Annotated in this window: 15 protein-coding genes; 5 read left to right on the top strand and 10 right to left on the bottom strand. The window is 66.1% G+C overall.

Going from position 1 to position 16,490, the window contains the following annotated elements:
* Positions 1–20: 20 nt before the first annotated feature.
* Positions 21–1,286 (bottom strand): ABC transporter substrate-binding protein, encoded by a 1,266-nt coding sequence (locus Q5716_RS09370; RefSeq protein WP_305002807.1) that lies wholly within the window; start codon positions 1,284–1,286, stop codon positions 21–23.
* Positions 1,287–1,454: 168 nt separating this feature from the next.
* On the opposite strand from Q5716_RS09370, the gene Q5716_RS09375 reads away from it, so the two are divergent.
* Positions 1,455–2,477 (top strand): LacI family DNA-binding transcriptional regulator, encoded by a 1,023-nt coding sequence (locus tag Q5716_RS09375; protein WP_305002808.1) that lies wholly within the window; start codon positions 1,455–1,457, stop codon positions 2,475–2,477.
* A gap of 31 nt (positions 2,478–2,508) precedes the next feature.
* Here Q5716_RS09375 and Q5716_RS09380 read toward each other — a convergent pair whose 3' ends face one another.
* A complete protein-coding gene (locus Q5716_RS09380) occupies positions 2,509–3,354 on the bottom strand; it encodes a hypothetical protein (protein ID WP_305002809.1) in 846 nt (281 codons plus the stop codon).
* Positions 3,355–3,481: 127 nt separating this feature from the next.
* On the opposite strand from Q5716_RS09380, the gene Q5716_RS09385 reads away from it, so the two are divergent.
* From Q5716_RS09385 to Q5716_RS09395, 3 genes are read left to right on the top strand one after another with little or no spacing between them, the layout of a single operon-like run.
* Positions 3,482–4,333, top strand: coding sequence for an NYN domain-containing protein (locus Q5716_RS09385; protein ID WP_305002810.1), 852 nt, complete (start codon positions 3,482–3,484; stop codon positions 4,331–4,333).
* A gap of 48 nt (positions 4,334–4,381) precedes the next feature.
* Positions 4,382–5,011, top strand: coding sequence for a SatD family protein (locus Q5716_RS09390; RefSeq protein WP_305002811.1), 630 nt, complete (start codon positions 4,382–4,384; stop codon positions 5,009–5,011).
* A 7-nt stretch (positions 5,012–5,018) separates the two neighbouring features.
* Complete coding sequence (locus tag Q5716_RS09395; protein ID WP_305002812.1) at positions 5,019–5,705, top strand: hypothetical protein; 687 nt, start codon at positions 5,019–5,021, stop codon at positions 5,703–5,705.
* Positions 5,706–5,729: 24 nt separating this feature from the next.
* On the opposite strand, the gene Q5716_RS09400 is transcribed toward Q5716_RS09395, so the two are convergent.
* From Q5716_RS09400 to Q5716_RS15950, 8 genes are all read right to left on the bottom strand, one after another.
* The gene (locus Q5716_RS09400; protein ID WP_305002813.1) at positions 5,730–6,923 is read right to left on the bottom strand and encodes a glycoside hydrolase family 1 protein; all 1,194 of its coding nucleotides are present in this window, start codon (positions 6,921–6,923) and stop codon (positions 5,730–5,732) included.
* Entirely contained in the window at positions 6,923–8,611 is a 1,689-nt protein-coding gene (locus Q5716_RS09405) for an ABC transporter ATP-binding protein (protein ID WP_305002814.1), read from the bottom strand. Before Q5716_RS09405 ends, Q5716_RS09400 begins: the two co-directional genes overlap by 1 nt.
* On the bottom strand, positions 8,608–9,525 hold the full coding sequence (locus tag Q5716_RS09410) for an ABC transporter permease (RefSeq protein ID WP_434056611.1): 918 nt from the start codon (positions 9,523–9,525) through the stop codon (positions 8,608–8,610). The genes Q5716_RS09405 and Q5716_RS09410 overlap by 4 nt, the downstream gene beginning before the upstream one ends.
* 17 nt (positions 9,526–9,542) lie before the next feature.
* Positions 9,543–10,616 (bottom strand): ABC transporter permease, encoded by a 1,074-nt coding sequence (locus Q5716_RS09415; RefSeq protein ID WP_305002816.1) that lies wholly within the window; start codon positions 10,614–10,616, stop codon positions 9,543–9,545.
* Positions 10,613–12,256, bottom strand: a complete 1,644-nt coding sequence (locus tag Q5716_RS09420) for an ABC transporter substrate-binding protein (protein ID WP_305002817.1) — start codon at positions 12,254–12,256, stop codon at positions 10,613–10,615. The genes Q5716_RS09415 and Q5716_RS09420 overlap by 4 nt, the downstream gene beginning before the upstream one ends.
* Positions 12,257–12,360: 104 nt before the next feature.
* Positions 12,361–13,365 carry a LacI family DNA-binding transcriptional regulator gene (locus Q5716_RS09425; protein WP_305002818.1) on the bottom strand — a complete coding sequence of 335 codons (1,005 nt, stop codon included), beginning with the start codon at positions 13,363–13,365 and terminating at the stop codon, positions 12,361–12,363.
* 27 nt (positions 13,366–13,392) lie between these two features.
* Entirely contained in the window at positions 13,393–14,043 is a 651-nt protein-coding gene (locus Q5716_RS15945; protein ID WP_369523976.1) for a GTP cyclohydrolase II, read from the bottom strand.
* Positions 14,000–14,491, bottom strand: a complete 492-nt coding sequence (locus Q5716_RS15950) for a DUF4231 domain-containing protein (RefSeq protein ID WP_369523977.1) — start codon at positions 14,489–14,491, stop codon at positions 14,000–14,002. The genes Q5716_RS15945 and Q5716_RS15950 overlap by 44 nt, the downstream gene beginning before the upstream one ends.
* Before the next feature lie 272 nt (positions 14,492–14,763).
* On the opposite strand from Q5716_RS15950, the gene Q5716_RS09430 reads away from it, so the two are divergent.
* Positions 14,764–16,485 (top strand): AAA family ATPase, encoded by a 1,722-nt coding sequence (locus Q5716_RS09430; protein ID WP_305002819.1) that lies wholly within the window; start codon positions 14,764–14,766, stop codon positions 16,483–16,485.
* The last annotated feature ends 5 nt before the right edge of the window (positions 16,486–16,490 follow it).

Genomic DNA, 16,490 nt, shown 5'->3' on the forward strand with positions numbered 1-16,490 from the left:
TGTGCGGTGCTCCTGAACGGCTAGCGGTTCGCTTCGAGGCTGGCCGCGACCTCTTCCGGGGTGGCCTGGCCGGTCAGCACGGCCTGCACGCCGTCCCACATCGCCTGGTTGAACTCGGCGCTCGTGAGAACGTCGATGTTGTACCCGAAGTCGCCCGTGCCATCCGCGATCTTTGCGGCGTCGTCGAGCACCTGGGTGAAGAGGGGCGTCGCCTCGATGCCGGTCGTATCGATGGGGAACGCCGGGATGCTCTGAGTGTTCTCGATCACCCACGCCCCGTGCTCCTGCGTCATGAAGTAGTCGAGGAGCTTGAGCGCGCTCTCGGTCTTCTTGCTCGTCGCGTTGATGAACACCCCCGCACCGAGTCCGCCGCTGAAGATGCCCGGACCGTCGGGAGCCGGGAACGGGATGTAGGCGACCTCGAAGTCGACGTTGCGCTCGGTGTCCTTGACCAGCCAGCTGCCCGTGAGGTTCATCGCGGCCTGACCCGAGTAGAACAGGGCGTTGCCGTTGTCGTAGTCGATCGCGACCGGAGACGGCGGGAAGCACCCGGCGTCATTGAAGTCCTTGAGCAGGCTCAGGGCCTGGACGACCTCGGGCGAGTCCCAACTCTTGCCGCCGGAGATGAACTCCTCCATGCCCGCGGACCCGACCATGCTCGAGAGGATGACGCTGAGGTAGTGCCCGCCCTGCCAGCCGTCGAGATCGTTCAAGGCGATCGGGATGATGCCGGCGTCCTTGATCGTCGTGCAGGCGTCGAGGAGGTCGCCCGTCGACTCGGGCCGCTCAATGCCGAGGTCGTCGAAGACCGTGGCGTTGTAGTACAGGCCGAGCGTCTCGATGTCGTTGGGGATGCCGACGATCTCGCCGTCGAACGTGACCCGCTCCTTCGCGAACTCGTAGACCGGCCAGCCGAACTCCTCGTACGCGTCCGTCAGCGGGAACACGAGTCCGGCTTCCGCGAGCGCGCCGGCGAACCCGGGACCGGTGTCGTAACCGAAGACATCGGGGCCTTCGCCCGACCGCAGCTGGGTCTGGACGATGGTCTGAACGTTCTCGATGGGGATGACCTTGAGGTCGACGTGGATGCCCGTCTCCTCTTCGAACTTGGCCATGTCGGCCTCGGTGAGCTCGAGGTCGGCGGGGTCCTCGGGGTTGCCGATCATGAAGCTGATGGTGTCGGGGTCGTCGTTCCCGCCGCCCGGCGCGACGCCGGTACAGCCGGCGAGGGCGAAGGCGAAGACCGAGGCGAGACCGAGCGCAGTGAGGCGCAGAGGTGTTTTCATCGTGACTTCCTTGTCAGGGGGATGGGCTGTGTGCGCATTCGTGATCGATCATGACCGCGAATGCTCAATCTTTACACCGCTGTAAAAGCAAAGTCCAGGAAACCTTTCTAGCGCTGTAAATCCGCTAGTGTTGCGACAGTCGACACGACGATCTCAGGAGGGCAGGCGATGACGACGACGCGACCGCGGCTCAGCGAGGTCGCCGCGCTGGCCGGCGTGTCGGAGAAGACCGTCTCCAACGTGATCAACAATTACCCCCACGTCACCCCACGCACGCGGGAGAAAGTCGAGCGGGCCCTCAGCCAGCTGAAGTACCGCGTCAACCTCTCCGCGCGCAGCCTGGCCAGTGGTCGGACGGGGTTCATCGCACTCGCCGTGCCCGGGCTGAGCAACCCGTACTTCGCGACACTCGCGGGCCACGTCATCCAGGCCGCAGCGGCCCAGCAGTGGACCGTTCTCATCGAGCAGACAGACGGCGATCGCAACCCCGAGTCCGAGGTCGTCGGCGGGTCGACGTCGTACCTCGTCGACGGGATCGTGCTGCACCCCGAGTCACTCACGAGCGCCGATCTGGCAGCGCGAGCGGACAGTACTCCCCTCGTCCTGCTCGGCGAGAAGCCCCTGAACCACGTCGCCGATCGCGTGGTCGCGGACAACGTCGCCGCAGCCGCCGACCTCGCTCGCCACCTGCTCGACGGCGGCCGCAACCGCATCGCCACCATCGGGCTCGACCCGCACAGCGAGCTCATGGCGAGCGGACTGCGCAGCGAGGGCGTGCGGACGGCGCTCGCGGAGGCCGGTCGGCAACTCGACCCCGACCTGAGTATCGGCGTCGGTAGCTATCAACGCGCGGACGGCGCGGCGGCGATGGCCCGGTTGCTGGCGCTCCCGGAGCCCCCGGACGCGGTCATCTGCTTCAACGACGTGCTCGCGATGGGAGCGCTGAGCCAGCTCAACCGATCACGAATCGCCGTGCCCGAGCAGATCGCGATCGCGGGCTTCGACGACATCGAGGAGGCCCCGTTCGCCGCCCCCTCGCTCACGACCATCAAGTGGGACACCAAGCGCATCGCCGAGGAAGCCGTTCGACTCCTCGCCGAGCGCCACGGCTCGAGCGAAGCCCTCCCCCAACGCGAGATCGTCGTCGGCTACGAACTCGTGGTGCGGGAGAGCACGGCGCCGGTGCGTTGACGGGACGTCCGGATGGGTGGGAAGCGACGGTCTACTTGATCTTCCCGCCCACCTTCGCGAGCGCCTGCGCGTAGGCCTCGGTGAGCAGGGTCGTCGTGTCGAGCGAGATCTCCGCGCCGCGACCGAGCCGGTCGCCGATGTCCTGCAGACCGGTGATCGCCGCAGCGAGCTTCGGCGTCATCTTCTTCTTGTCGACGAGCCCCTTCACGACGTAGGGCACCGTGAGACTGCTCGGCAGGTCGTTGTTCTGGGCGAGGGTGCGCACTTCGAGCTCGAGGGCGATGCGGCTCTGCAGGAGCCGAAGCCGCGGGTCCGTCACCGGCGCCTTCTCGTACAGGGGTCGGGAGAGATCGGGCGCCTCGGTGGCGGCGGCGACGTCGCGCTTGACGGCCGCAGCATCCTTCTCGTCCACCCGGGGCAGGGGCGCTCCCCCGCCTGCCGTGGCGGCAGACGAGCGGAGCCCGTACTCGCCGAGCAGCACGCGGTGGGTGCCGAACGCGATGAGGAACGCGGCGAGCGTGACGAGGATGACCTGCACCGCGAGGTCTGCGGCGGCGCTCCCGAACAGCGGGCCGCTCGCCATCGGCGGAGCGGTTGTTACCGTGTAGGTGCCCGGCCCCGTGCCCTCCACGACGGTCTCGTCCTGGGTGACCTTGGGCGGGTTGGTCGAGACGGGGGCCGCGGTCTCGCGCACCGTCGTCGAGACGGCCCCGCCCGGGATCGGGGATGACACGACCGTCGTACTCACCGCGGACGTCGCCGTCGGCGACACCGCGCCCCACACGATGACGGCGATCCCGGCGGCGAACGCGAGCAGTCCGACGATCGCGGCGATGCGATCGGCCTTCTGTCGTGCGGCTGAAGTGAACACTGGCATGGGGTCCCCGTCCCTCGCTTGGTTCTCTTCATTGTCACCCAGAAGGGGGTAGAACGCTGCTTTGCGTTGTCTGGACGGATGCTGCGCGCCGGGTGGACACGCGCTCGAAGCGTGTCAGACTGGCCGCATGGCCGAGCGCTCCGAGCCCCGCGTCGGGGTCTACATCGACTTCGACAACATCGTCATCTCGCAGTACGACGCCGTGCACGGGCGCGGCGCGTGGACGAAGGACAAAGCCCGCAACGCGACCGGCAAGGCGCTCGAGAAGCTGCAGGCCGCGACCGTCGACATCGGCGCGGTGCTCGACTTCGCGTCATCCTTCGGGGCGGTCGCGATCTCGCGGGCGTACGCCGACTGGGCGGCGCCGGCTCACAGCCGGTACCAGAAGCAGCTCATCGACCGCGCCGTCGACCTCGTGCAGCTGTTCAACACCGCCGGCACGAAGAACGGCGCCGATATCCGGCTCGCGATCGACGTCGTCGAGGACCTCTTCCGGCTCGACGACATCACCCACATCGTCATCGTCGCCGGCGACAGCGACTACATCCCGCTCGCGCAGCGCGCCCGCCGCCTCGGCCGGGTCGTCGTCGGCATCGGGGTGACCGGCTCGACGAGCGCCGCGTTCACGAGCGCCGTCGACGAGTTCAGCTATTACGCGGACCTGATCGACGACGAGGATGCTCCGGCCCCCGCTCCCGTCGCCGCCCCGGTGACCGCGACGGAGCCCCCGACCGCAGACCCGCAGCGCGCTGCCGCGGAGCTCGCGGTGCGGGCACTCCGGGTCGCGCGGCGCGACGACAACGTGGACGGCTGGGTCGCCGCATCCGCCGTCAAGCAGCAGATGAAGCGCCTCGACCCGAGCTTCGAGGAGAAGAAGCTCGGGTTCAAGTCGTTCACGGACTTCGTGAAGTCGGTGAAGGGCGTCGAGCTGCAGGAGGACGGTCAGGCGCGGCGTGTGCGCCTGAAGGGCCGCGGCTAGATCAGTTGATAGCTTATATCGCGCAGATATAAGTGATATTCTTATGGGATGACCCTCCTGGCGGCCGTTATCGGCGACATCGTCGACTCCCGTAAGAGCCCCGACCGCTCCCGGCTCCAGAGACAGCTGGAGCGCTCGCTCGCGCTCGCCAACGAATCCGCAGGACCGATCGAGCCGCTTCGTCCCACGGTCGGCGACGAGTTCCAGGGCGTATTCCGCACGCTCGGCGACGCCATCCGCGTCACGACCATTCTGCAGGCGCTGTTCGCGGGAGAGGTCGACGCCCGGTTCGGCATCGGCCTCGGCACCCGCTCCCCCGTCGAATCGTCGGTCGCTGGCATCGAGGACGGCTCGGCGTGGTGGTCGGCCCGGGAGGCGATCGTCGAGGTCAAGTCGCGGCAGGTGAAGGGCGCCCGGTACCTCCGCACCTGGTTCGCCGCGGCGAGCGCCGAGGCATCCGTCTCCGCCGTCAACGCCTATCTGGTTTCCCGCGACCAGATCCTCTCGCAGCTCGACGACCGGGCCCTGCGCATTCTGTCGAGCTCGCTCCGGGGCAGCACCCAGCGCAGGATCGCCGAGGCCGAGGGCATCTCTCAGTCGGCGGTGTCGCAGACAATGTCGAGACGGGGCATCAACGCGGTGCTCCTCGGCATGGAGCTGATTGCGGGGGCGGACTGAGATGTGGTTGGCAGCGGTACTGTTCCTCACCCTCGGGGTCGGCGACCTGACGCGTCCCCGAGGCCCGCACGGCGTCGGGCGGGCGCTCCTCGGCGCGGCGGTGGGGATGCTCGCTGCCTCCGCGACGGTCTGGCTCGCGGGCATCCCGTGGTGGTGGCTCGCCCCGCTCGCCGCCGTCAGCGCCATCTGGAGCCTCGGGACCGGGTCGACACAGTCGCGCTTCGCGATCGGGGCCCTCGTCGTCGTCATCGTGGCGGTGTGTGCCGCGCTGCTCGCGCCCGGCGCCTCCGGAGCCACCGGCGGCGTGCTCGTGCCCTGGTTCGAGGCACTCCCCTACGAGGCGACCCGCGCCGTTCCCACCGAGCGCGCCCTGCTGCTGGTGAGCTACTCGGTCTTTCTCGTGCAGTCCGCCAACCTCGTGGTCATGGCCGTGCTCGGGCGCACCGACGCGCGGCTGCCAGCGATCGGCAGTCGACTCAAGGGCGGTCGGATCATCGGGCCGCTCGAGCGGCTGTTCATCCTCTGGCTAGCCCTCGCCGGCCAAGCGCTCGCCGTCACGGCGATCATCGCCGCGAAGAGCATCCTGCGCTACCCGGAGGTGAGCGGCAAGAAGTCGAGCGCCCTGGCCGAGTACGTGCTCATCGGCAGCCTGGTGAGTTGGTCGCTCGCGCTCATCATCGTGCCTGTCCATTAGCCCAGGGCTGATACTCGGGCGATATCAGCTGTCAGCTAATCCGTTCGACCGCGCCACCTCGCCGTACCAGCGCGCCGATTCCTTCGGCGTGCGCTCGAACGTCTCGCGGTCCCACGCGATGAGGCCGAAGGTCGGCGCGAAGCCGGAGGCCCACTCGTAGTTGTCGAGCAGCGACCAGTGCTGATAGCCGACGAGGTCGATTCCCTCCTCGAGGCAGGAGTGGAGCGCGAGGAGCGCGTCACGGGTGTAGTCGATGCGGCGCGCGTCATCCTGGGTCGCGATGCCGTTCTCGGTGACCATGATCGGCGTCCCACCGCCGAGGCGCCAGGCGTTGCGCACCCCCGTCGCTGCCGCATCCGGCCAGTACTCCCAGCCGGTGAGCGTCTTCTCGACGCCGTCAGCGGGCGGGCGCACTCCCTCCGGGCCGACGATGTTGCGCGTGTAGGCCTGCACACCGATGAAGTCGTCGTCCGCAGCCTGCTCGAGGTACCAGTCCTCCGACGGGTAGGCGAGCTCGCGGAGCCGCTCAAGGGCGCCGGGCTCGTCCGCCGCCTCGTAGGCCTGCGTCGCGATCGTCCAGCCGGTGCGCAGGTGCGGCAGTTGCGAGAGCACGGCGCGCGACGCCCGGTGCGACGCGAGCAGGGCATCCGCGACCTGCAAGTCCGGCTTGGGCAGTCCGTACGCGACGAGGTTCGCGGGATTCTCTCCCCCGGCGAGCATCGCCGCGATGTTCGGCTCGTTGATCGTGCACACGTACCGCACGCCCGACTCCAGGATCGGCAGGGCGAGCTCGGTGTACCGGGCGAAAAGGTCGGCCGCATCATCCGCCCGCCAGAACCCGTCGCGCTCGAACCAGCGCGGCACCGTGAAGTGCATGAGGGTGACGATCGGCTCGATGCCGTGCTCGAGGCACGAGTCCACCATTCGGCGGTAGTGGTCGACGGATGCCCGCGACAGCATGCCGCGCTCCGGCTCGATGCGGGCCCACTCGACGGAGAACCGGTACGAGTTGAGGCCGAGCTGCGCCGCGAGCCGGATGTCGTCGCCGTAGCGGTGGAAGCTGTCCGCGGCGTCCCCGCTCGGCTCCACGATGGTCGTGCCCGGCTCGTTCTCCTGCACCCACCAGTTCGAGTTGATGTTGTTGCCCTCGATCTGGTGGGCCGCCGTCGCGGCGCCCCACAGGAAGCCCTCCGGGAACGTCCTCGTCTCGCCCGCCATCACGCGACCCGCGATCGGCGCGGGTTCGGCACCGAGTCCAGCAGCTGCACGGTGTAGTCGTCTTGCGGGTTGCGGAGCACGTCGGCGGTGTCGCCGCGCTCGACGACCCGACCCTGGTTGAGCACCATGATGTTGTCGGTCACGATGCGCGCCGACAGCAGGTCGTGGGTGATGTAGAGCATCGAAACGCCCCACTGCTCGCGCAGGTCCTCGAGCAGGGCGAGCACGCCGGCGCGCAGCGACACGTCGAGCATCGAGACCGGCTCGTCGGCGATGATGACCTGCGGGTCGGATGCGAGTGCCCGCGCGATCACGACGCGCTGGCGCTGGCCGCCGGAGAGCTGGTGCGGCAGCTTGGCCGCGAACTCCTCGACGGGCGTGAGGCCGACGGTCTCGAGCAGTTCGAGGACGCGGCGGCGGGCATCCCGACCCCGCAGCTTCGTGAAGTTCACGACCGGTCGCGTGAGCGTGTACTCGACCGTGTGCAGCGGGTTGAGGGCCGCGTACGGGTCCTGGAAGACCATCTGCACCTCGCTGTGCAGCCGACGGAACTGGCCGCGCCGCAGCGAGCCCACATCGAGGTCGCCGAAGCGGATGCTCCCGCTCGTCGGCTTCTCGACCGCCGTGATGAGCTTCGCGATCGTGGACTTGCCCGAGCCGGAGGCACCCACGAGGGCGAGCGACTCACCCGGGTCGAGCGTGAATGAGACGTGATCGACGGCAACCACCTCCGCCTCGCCCCGGCGCGGCGGCGGGTACACCTTCGTGAGGTTCTCGACGACGATCGGCTTCTGGTCGGAGCGTCGCTCGCGGCCGTGCACGCTCGGCGGGTGCACGGCGCCCTCGGCGCGCGGCTTCCCGGCGCGCTTGCCGCGGTCCTCGAAGCCGGGCAGCTCGACCACGTCGGCGCGCGGGTCCGCGTAGTGCGAGAGCAGCATGCGGGTGTAGTCGTCCTGCGGGGAGTTCAGGATGCTCTGAGCCGGAGCATCCTCGACGATCTCCCCGTCGTGCATCACGAGCACCCGCTGCGCGGACTCCAGCACCACGCCGAGGTCGTGGCTGATGAGGAGCGCCGTGAAGCCCTCCGACTGCTGAAGCTCGATGATGGTGTCCATCACGGCGTGCTGCACGAGCACGTCGAGCGCGGTCGTCGGCTCGTCGAACACCATGAGCTTCGGCTCGAGCGAGAGGGCGAGCGCGATGGAGATGCGCTGGCGCATCCCGCCGGAGAGCTCGCCGGGATAGCGGTCGAGCACGGTAGCGGGGAGCTTCACCTTCTGCACGAGCTCGGCGGCGCGGGCATCCCACCGGTCCTTCTCGATGTGGCCGTGGGCCTCGAAGATGTCGCGGAAGTGGTTGCGGATGGTGCGCACCGGGTTGAGTGCGTTCATGCCGGACTGCAGCACCATCGCCACTCCCCCGTGCCGCTGCTCGCGCAGCTGCTCGGGGCTGAGGCTCGCGATGTCGACGCCGTCGAGCAGCACCTGGCCACCGGTGACGTGGGCGGGCGGCTTCGAGAGGCCGGCGATCGCGAAGCCGAGCGTCGACTTGCCGGAACCCGACTCACCGACGAGTCCCACGAACTCCCCCTTCTCAAGGGAGAAGCTCACGTCGCGCACCGCGTGGGTGACGTCGTCGCCGTTGATGTAGTCGATGGTGACGCTTGTCACGTCGAGCAGGGTCGTCATCGCTGCTTCCCTTCCCGGAGCCGCGGATTGCTGATGCCGTCGACGCCGAAGTTGATGAGGGTGAGTGAGGTCGCGAGGAGCGCGATGCACAGACCCGGGGCGAACAGCAGCGCCCACTGGCCGGTGAGGAGGGCGTTGGAGTTCTGCGCCCAGAAGAGCATCGTGCCCCAGCTCACGATCGACGAGTCGCCGAGCCCGAGGAACTCGAGGCCCGCCTCCGCGAGGATCGCCGCCGTCGCCGCGCCGAAGAAACTGCCGACGATGAGCGAGGTCATATTGGGCAGGATCTCCCGGAACACGATGCGGAACGGCCGCTCCCCCGAGAACACCGCCGCGGTCACGAAGTCGCGCGAGCGCAGCGACTGCGTCTGACTGCGGAGTACTCGCGCACCCCACGCCCACCCGGTGATCACGACGACGACGATGATCATGCCGATGCCGCCGCCGGACAGGTACGCCGCGATGACGATCATGAGCGGCAGGCCCGGTATCACCAGGAACAGGTTGACGATGAAGTTGATGACGTCGGCGATGAAGCCGCGCGTGTAGCCCCAGCTCAGGCCGACGAGCACCGCGACGAGGGTCGAGAGCGCGCCGGCGACGAGGCCGACAAAGATCGAGATCTGCGCTCCCCAGATGAGCTGGCTGAGCACGTCCTCCCCCGCGGCGGTCGTGCCGAGCCAGTGCTCGGGCGAGGCATCCGCGCTCCGGTCGAAGCCGTTCTCGGTCGCGCCGTACGGAGCGATGAGCGGGGCGAAGATCGCGAGCAGGACGAAGAACGCCAGGATGATCAGTCCGAGCCTGGCCTTGCCGTTCGACCAGATCGTGCCGGCGGTGCGCGCGAACACCTGCCATGGGTTTGGTGGTGCGCCGGTGGGCTGCACCGTGCGGATGTCCTGGGTCGCGTCGCGCATGGGCTGTCGTGTCGTGGTCATCGGCGGGTCCTCGGGTCCAGCACGCCGTACAAGATGTCGACGATGAAGTTGGCGACGAGCACGCTGAGCGTGATCATCAGGAACAGGGCCTGCATGAGCGGGTAGTCCTGGTTGGTCACCGCGTTGAACAGCAGGTATCCCACGCCGGGGTATCCGAAGACCTGCTCGACGAGGATCGACCCGCCGACCACCCCACCCAGGGCGAGCCCGAAGGAGGTGAGGTTCGGCAGGATGGCGTTGCGCGCGGCGTACCGAAGGGCGACCGTGCGCGGTTTGAGGCCGTTGGCCTCGGCGAAGGCGACGTAGTCGTCGCCGAGAGTCGGGATCATTGTGTTGCGCATGCCGAGGATCCAGCCGCCGAGCGACGTGATGAGGATCGTCACCGCGGGGAGGATCGCGTGGTAGAGGGCATCCACGAAGAAATCCCAGGTGAACGCGGGGGTCGCCGTCGGACCGTACGCTCCCGAGGTCGGGAACAGCCGCCACACGTAGCCGGCGAAGAACAGCAGCAGCAGAGCCGTCCAGAAGTACGGGAACGCGCTCATGAACGCGCCGCCCACCGTCGGGAGGGTGTCGAGCCACGTGCCGCGCTTCCATGCCGCAAGCACGCCGAGGAGCGTGCCGAGGATGAACGCGATGATTGTCACGAGACCCACGAGCACGAGCGTGTACGGCAGGGCCGTCGACACGAGCTCCGACACCGTCTGCGGGTAGAACGTGTAGCTCACGCCGAAGTTCAGGGTCACGACCTGCCCGAGGTACTGGATGTACTGCTCGAACAGGTTGCCGGTCGGCACGCCGAGCTGCGCCTCGATCGCGGCCTTCGTCGCCTCGGACACCGGCCCGTTCTGGGCGAGTCGCGCGAGCGCGGCATCCGCGGGCGTTCCCGGCATGAGTCGCGGCAGGATGAAGTTCACCGTCACCGCGGCCCACAGCGTGAGCAGGAACAGCCCGATCTTGCGCAGGATGTACCCCCACGGGTTACCGGATCGGCTCGGGGGCGCCTCGGTCTTCTCGTCGACCTCGGGGTCGGCGTCGACGCCTCTCGGCGCTGCGGTCACGCTGGTCATTTCACCGCCTCCAGACTGGTCAGAACGATCAAGGGCGTGGACTCGTACGTCTTCGGCGACGCGTACGGGTTGTCGGCGCTCGGCCAGTTCGTGAACTTCGCGTTGCTCATGAGGCCCCACGATCCGCCGTAGTAGAGGGCGAGCACCGGCAGGTCGTTGTAGACGATCTGCTGCAGCTGGTAGCCGATCTCGCGGCGCTCGTCGTCGTCGAGGGCGACCTTGTACTGGTCGAGCAGGGCTTGCGCGTCGGGGTTGTCGTAGCGCTCGAAGTTGTTCGACGCCTCCTCGCCCACGGGCTTCAGGAAGTCGGTCGACAGCAGCGAGTTGAAGTCGCGGAACAGGCTGCCTGTGCCGCCGGTGCCGCCCATCGCGAAGTCGTAGTCGCCGTTGCGCAGGGCGAGCTGGTAGGCCGCCGGCTGTGGGGTGCTGACCTTCACGTCGATGCCGATCGCCGACCACTGGCGCTGCACCTCCTGCACGCCGCGCAGCCAGTCGGTGTACCCGTTGGCGGTCGTGATGCTGAGGCTTAGCTGCTGGCCGTCGGGGCCGATGAGCTGGTCGCCCTGGAGGGTGTAGCCCGCGCGGCCGAAGGCCTCGAGTGCGGCATCCCGGTTCTGCTCGATGAGTCCGGAGTTCGGGATGCTCGGATCGAGGTCGTCCTGCTGGTACGGCAGGAGGATGTTCGTCTGCCCGGCCTCGTCCATGTAGCCCTCGGCCGCGGCATCCCCCACCGCACCGCGGTCGAGCGCGAGGCTCAGGCCCTGCCGCACGTCGAGGTTGTCGAACGGCTCCTTCGCGAGGTTCGGGAACAGCGCGATCGTGCCCCCCGGCGGGAACCAATAGGTGTTCTCGTTACCGGCGCCGACCCACACGTTGTCGACGTCGGAGATGTACGAGTACGCCCAGTCGTAGCCGCGGGTGGCGATGTCGAGCTGGGTGTTGCTGCCCGGCAGGATGAGGTGCTCGGCGGCGACCTTGTCGGCCTGCCAGTAGCCCTCGTACTTGTCCATCGTGTACTGCTGCGGCGCGAAGTTGCCGAGCTGGTACGGGCCGGTGCCGACCGGGTCGGGGTTGCGGAAGCTGCCCGGGTCGTCGACGTCCTTCCAGATGTGCTCGGGCACGATGAGCGTCGTCGCGATGAGCTGGGCGGCCGGGACATCCGGGTTCTGAAGGTGGATCGTGACGGTCGTGTCGTCGCTCTCGACGCTCGCGATGTAGCCCCACACGCCCTGGGTGTCGGTCGCCGGGAACTCCTTGAGCATGTTCAGCGTGAACACGACGTCGTCGGTGGTGAAGGGCTCGCCGTCCTGCCAGGTCACCCCGTCGCGAATCGTGAACACGATCGTCGACGGGTCGGGCAGCTCGTACCCGGTGGCGAGCCACGGGAACTCCTCGCCCGTCACGTTGTCGAGGATCACGAGCGGCTCGTAGATGTAGAAGCTCGCCACTCGCTTGTTCGCGAGGTACGGGTTGAAGTTGCGCTCCATCATCGGCGAGCCGGTGTCGGCCGCGATGAGCATCGTGTCGTCGGGGATGCTCGGGTCGGGTGCGCTCTGGATCTGGATGCTGCAGGCGGCGAGGGTTGTCGCCGCCGCGACAGCTAGCGCGGCCGCTCCCCACCGGCGTCTCGTCTGCGTCATTGCCTACGCTCTCTCAGTTGCGTGCCTGACCCCCGTTCGGGGGCCGCACTCGACTGTAAGCGCATACATTTCGGGGATTCAAGCCCCTTGCTTTTGCTCGAGCTTTATGGAGCGGATTCACGAAGGATGACTCGCACCGGCAGAGTGCGCGTCTGGCGGGGCGCGTCGGGATGCTCGAGCCGCGTCGTCACGACGTCGATCGCGGCCCTCCCCAGCTCGCTCATCGGCTGGTGCACGGTCGTCAGACTGGGACTGCTGTGCCGCCCCGCCGCGATGCCGTCGAACCCCGTGACCAGGGGTTTTCCTTCGTGCGGGGTGATGACGTCGAGCACCCCGAGCGCGGTCTGGTCGTTGGCGCAGACGATCGCGTCGGGGGTGGACGTGAGGGCGCGAGCGGCGGCGCGACCTCCGCGTCGCGTGAAGTCGCCGCGCACCACCTCGACCGGCCGATCTCCGACCGCCTGGGAGAATCCTCCGAATCGCTCGTCGTCGTCCGCGACGCCCTCCGGACCGCGCACGTAGGCGAACGATTTGGCGCCCCGTTCGAGCAGGTGCTCGGCGAGCTTCTTCATACCCGGCCCGTTGTTCGAGTGGACGTGATCGAACCTGTCTTGGCGCCCGTCGCCGCCGAGCAGCACCACCGGGATGTGCCGCGCGACCCGCTCAAGCATCTCCATCGGAACGGTCCCCGCCAGCACTGCAAGCCCGTCGACGCGGCCGGCGAGGTCCGTGACGAGCCGCTCGAGCTCTCCCCCGGTACCCGACGCGATCATGAGCGCGAACCCCCGCCGACTCGCCTCCAGCTCGGCACCCCGCAGCACCTCGTCGTAGTACAGGTTCTCGTTCTCCGGCTGCTCGTCATCACCGGTGATGACGGACACCTCCGTCTGCTCGGCGAGCGCCGGCGGCTCCACGTCGTCATGCCGCGGGAAGAACAGCCCGATCACATTGGTGCGCCGCGCGGCGAGCCCGCGGGCGGAGGCCGAGGGGACGTAGCCGAGTTGTTCGATAGCGGCGTTGACTCGGTCGCGGGTGGCTGCCTTCACCGTGTCGGGATCCCGGATGACACGGCTCACCGTCGCGATCGAGACCCCCGCCTGGGCGGCCACGTCGTACACGGTGGGTGGTTTTGGCAATTACTTGCCCTCAATATCCCCGCGGATGAGAGACGAATCAAGAAGATGTCCGAATTTGGTTCTCTTGGCCTCGAGATACTGGGCCGACGCTGGCGTCGGATCAATCTGTAAGGGCGCCCGATCAACTGAAATCCCGCTATCTCGCAACGCCTCAATTTTCCGAGGATTGTTCGTCAGCAGCTCGATCTTCGATAAGCCGATGTGCTGCAGGACGCTCAGTACGCGCGCGTACTTCCGTGGGTCAGGTTCAACCCCTAGACGCACGTATGCGTCGTACGTGTCCAGTCCCTCATTGTCCCCGAGTGCGAGCCCTCTAACCTTCGTTAACAGCCCTGCCCCGCGACCGTCGGCCAACATGTATATGAAGTAACCTCCGCCGGCGTGAATCCTTCGCATGCTTTCGTCTAGCTGCTCGTGACAGTCGCAATCCAGTGAACGGAAGATCTCGCCGGTGTAGCACGCACTTTGTATTCGCACCAGTGGACGGCTCTCCTCTGTCGGAACGGACAGGCACAAAATGTTGTCCTGTTCGTTCGGACCGAACGAAAAAACGGTCAGCTGAGATACGCCGTAGACCGTCTCGATCCGACAGGATGCACTATCGGCCTTATCCACGGAGACCTCCGAGCCCGCTCGCGCTGGACGCGACATCTGCGCTCCTTGGAACTAAGCCTGACCACTCATCGTGGAGATCAAGTTGGAGTTCTGTCAGTCTACGAGCGAGCCTTCGATCCCGCGATCTTGACTTGTAGATGCCGGTTCGAGTGGTAAACAGCAGGCGCTCTCCCTCCAATATTCGTTGATAACGCCTGTAAAGATTCCAACGTTCCTGAGGCTTTTCGAATTGAACCGCCACTGCTGCGAGCGCCGCCGTGGCCGCCAGAACACCGGGAAGGGTTCGGGTTATCCAATCGCACTCGATCGGTAGACCCACAATCACTGGGATCGAGGCCGTGAATCCTGCGATCAGGATGGTGAAGATCCTGGACATGCGCTTGTAATGGTCCGCCTTCTTTTTGATTGACGAGGTAATAGCATCGCAATCCTTGAGAACGTCTGCCGTTGCTTGTTCGCTCACAACTATCCGCGCTCCATTCACTGACTAACCGCCGATAGTGCGAGGTTACCGACTAGACAACGAAGCACCGCGTCTGCAATGGAGTCGTTTCCCACTACCTACTCGCTTGTCGCGATCGCGGTCAGTGCAATCTGGATCCATGGGCGTTCCAGCAGGGCTATGGGGTGTGGGGGCCTCAGAATTAGCGAGCCGACCGACGGCGACCTGCCATGTCGACCAAACGGGAGGTCGTCCGATATCTTGAATCCTGTTCGGGACGCTCGAGGAGAGTTGTGGACTTTAGAGGTTTCGGCTTGAGCGGCTTCCGCAGTTTCGGCAGCTCTGAGGCCCAAAAAGTGCGTGTGATCGGTCCCGTAACCCTGATTGCTGGGCAGAACAACGTTGGCAAGTCGAACGCCCTCGCATTGCTTCACTCCGTCATGCCTATCCTTCGCGGTCGACAGACCCTGGACAGAGACGATGTCTTTGCCGCTCCCGAAGATACGCCACGCGGATGGAATGGCGATGCGCGGCAGATGATCGCTGCATTCGCGCTGGGTGATGAGGACTACGCCCAAATGCGCATAGAGGGCGAGGATTACCGGGCCCTCAGGAAAGCGTTGACCTCTCCGAGTTTCGATCTCGACGGCGACGGTGCGACCTGGTTTAAGTTCGACGTCCAGCAAAGGGATCGGCAGCTGTCCGTTGCACCTGACTACAGCCAAATTGCTGAGGCGTTAAATGGGGACACCCATCTACTTGCACAGTTGTCCTCGCTGCTAACGAATCAACATAGCGGTGGGTCCGATGCTGACTGGCACCGTATCGTTGACAGCTGGCAGATAGTTCATAGCCTGCCCGAGACGCAGTACTTGGGCGCCATGCGGAGGATAACCGCTATTGACAACATGCCAGCTGGAACCACGCACCTCGACAGACCTCAGCTCGACGCACTGATCAATCAACTTGCGGACCACCAGGCCCCCAGCGATTCCGTCAAACGGCAGGCCATGAAGGCAAAATACTCGGAGCTTCAGAAGTTCCTCAGGAGCGTTCTGGACGACGAGTCAGCAGTCTTTGAAGTGCCCGGCGACAAGAAGACCATCTATGTGCAGACAAGCAACGGCGAAATGCAACTCGAGCGCCTGGGAACAGGCATCGAAGAGGTGATCCTAATCGCCGCCGCGGCGACGTTTCCCACAGATACTGTGGTCTGTATCGAGGAGCCAGAACTACACCTCCATCCGGCATTGCAACGTCAATTGGTTCGTTACCTTCACTCGCAGGGCCAGAACCGTTTCGTAATGTCGACGCACTCGGCACATTTGCTGAACTCACCGGATGTGACAATAGTTCGGGCCGAAATGGAGGACGGCAACACTCACCTCGAGCTCGCGGCAACAGAGGCTGATCGTGCATCGCTGACTCATGCCCTCGGCGCGCGCCCGTCTGACGTCGTTCAATCAAACTACGTCGTCTGGGCGGAAGGGCCTTCGGATCGCATCTACTTGCGACTTTGGATCGAGGCACTTGCGCCTGACCTTGTGGAGGGGGTGCACTATTCGATTGTCTTTTACGGTGGTCGCCTTCTCGCGCAAGTTGGTTTTGACGACGAAGAAGTGCTCGACCTTATCCAGCTACAACGGATGGCCCGCCGATATGCCGTAGTCATGGACTCAGACCGCCACCGAGCGGCCGATCCACTAAACGCGACCAAGCAGCGGATCGTCGACGAAGCAACGAGGTCGGGAAACCTAGCGTGGGTGACCCAGGGGCGGGAAATCGAAAACTATGTTCCTGTTGAGGCCCTCGCGCGGGCTTTGAGCGAGAAGTACCCAAATCGGACATACCCGCTGCGAAAGGGAAAATGGGAGAAGCACCTAGGGACACCGTTCGTCGGCTCAAGCAACACCCCCAGCAAGATCACGATTGCCCGCGCGATTGCTGATGAAGGATGGAGTGGTGACTCTTGGCAGATGGACCTTCGAGATAAGGTCGCCGAGATTGTCGAGAGAGTTCGGGATGCCAATAGGTGAGGAGG

The organism is Antiquaquibacter soli, from assembly GCF_030580675.1.
Taxonomy (GTDB): Bacteria; Actinomycetota; Actinomycetes; order Actinomycetales; family Microbacteriaceae; genus Rhodoglobus; species Rhodoglobus soli.

Bases quoted from the DNA above. Each gene is read 5' to 3' on its own strand.
- Q5716_RS09410 (WP_434056611.1), bottom strand. From the start codon at position 9,525: ATGCGCGACGCGACCCAGGACATCCGCACGGTGCAGCCCACCGGCGCA.
- Q5716_RS09370 (WP_305002807.1), bottom strand. From the start codon at position 1,286: ATGAAAACACCTCTGCGCCTCACTGCGCTCGGTCTCGCCTCGGTCTTC.
- Q5716_RS09405 (WP_305002814.1), bottom strand. From the start codon at position 8,611: ATGACGACCCTGCTCGACGTGACAAGCGTCACCATCGACTACATCAAC.
- Q5716_RS09380 (WP_305002809.1), bottom strand. From the start codon at position 3,354: ATGCCAGTGTTCACTTCAGCCGCACGACAGAAGGCCGATCGCATCGCC.
- Q5716_RS09420 (WP_305002817.1), bottom strand. From the start codon at position 12,256: ATGACGCAGACGAGACGCCGGTGGGGAGCGGCCGCGCTAGCTGTCGCG.
- Q5716_RS09385 (WP_305002810.1), top strand. From the start codon at position 3,482: ATGGCCGAGCGCTCCGAGCCCCGCGTCGGGGTCTACATCGACTTCGAC.
- Q5716_RS09390 (WP_305002811.1), top strand. From the start codon at position 4,382: ATGACCCTCCTGGCGGCCGTTATCGGCGACATCGTCGACTCCCGTAAG.
- Q5716_RS15945 (WP_369523976.1), bottom strand. From the start codon at position 14,043: ATGTCGCGTCCAGCGCGAGCGGGCTCGGAGGTCTCCGTGGATAAGGCC.
- Q5716_RS09400 (WP_305002813.1), bottom strand. From the start codon at position 6,923: ATGGCGGGCGAGACGAGGACGTTCCCGGAGGGCTTCCTGTGGGGCGCC.
- Q5716_RS09375 (WP_305002808.1), top strand. From the start codon at position 1,455: ATGACGACGACGCGACCGCGGCTCAGCGAGGTCGCCGCGCTGGCCGGC.
- Q5716_RS09415 (WP_305002816.1), bottom strand. From the start codon at position 10,616: ATGACCAGCGTGACCGCAGCGCCGAGAGGCGTCGACGCCGACCCCGAG.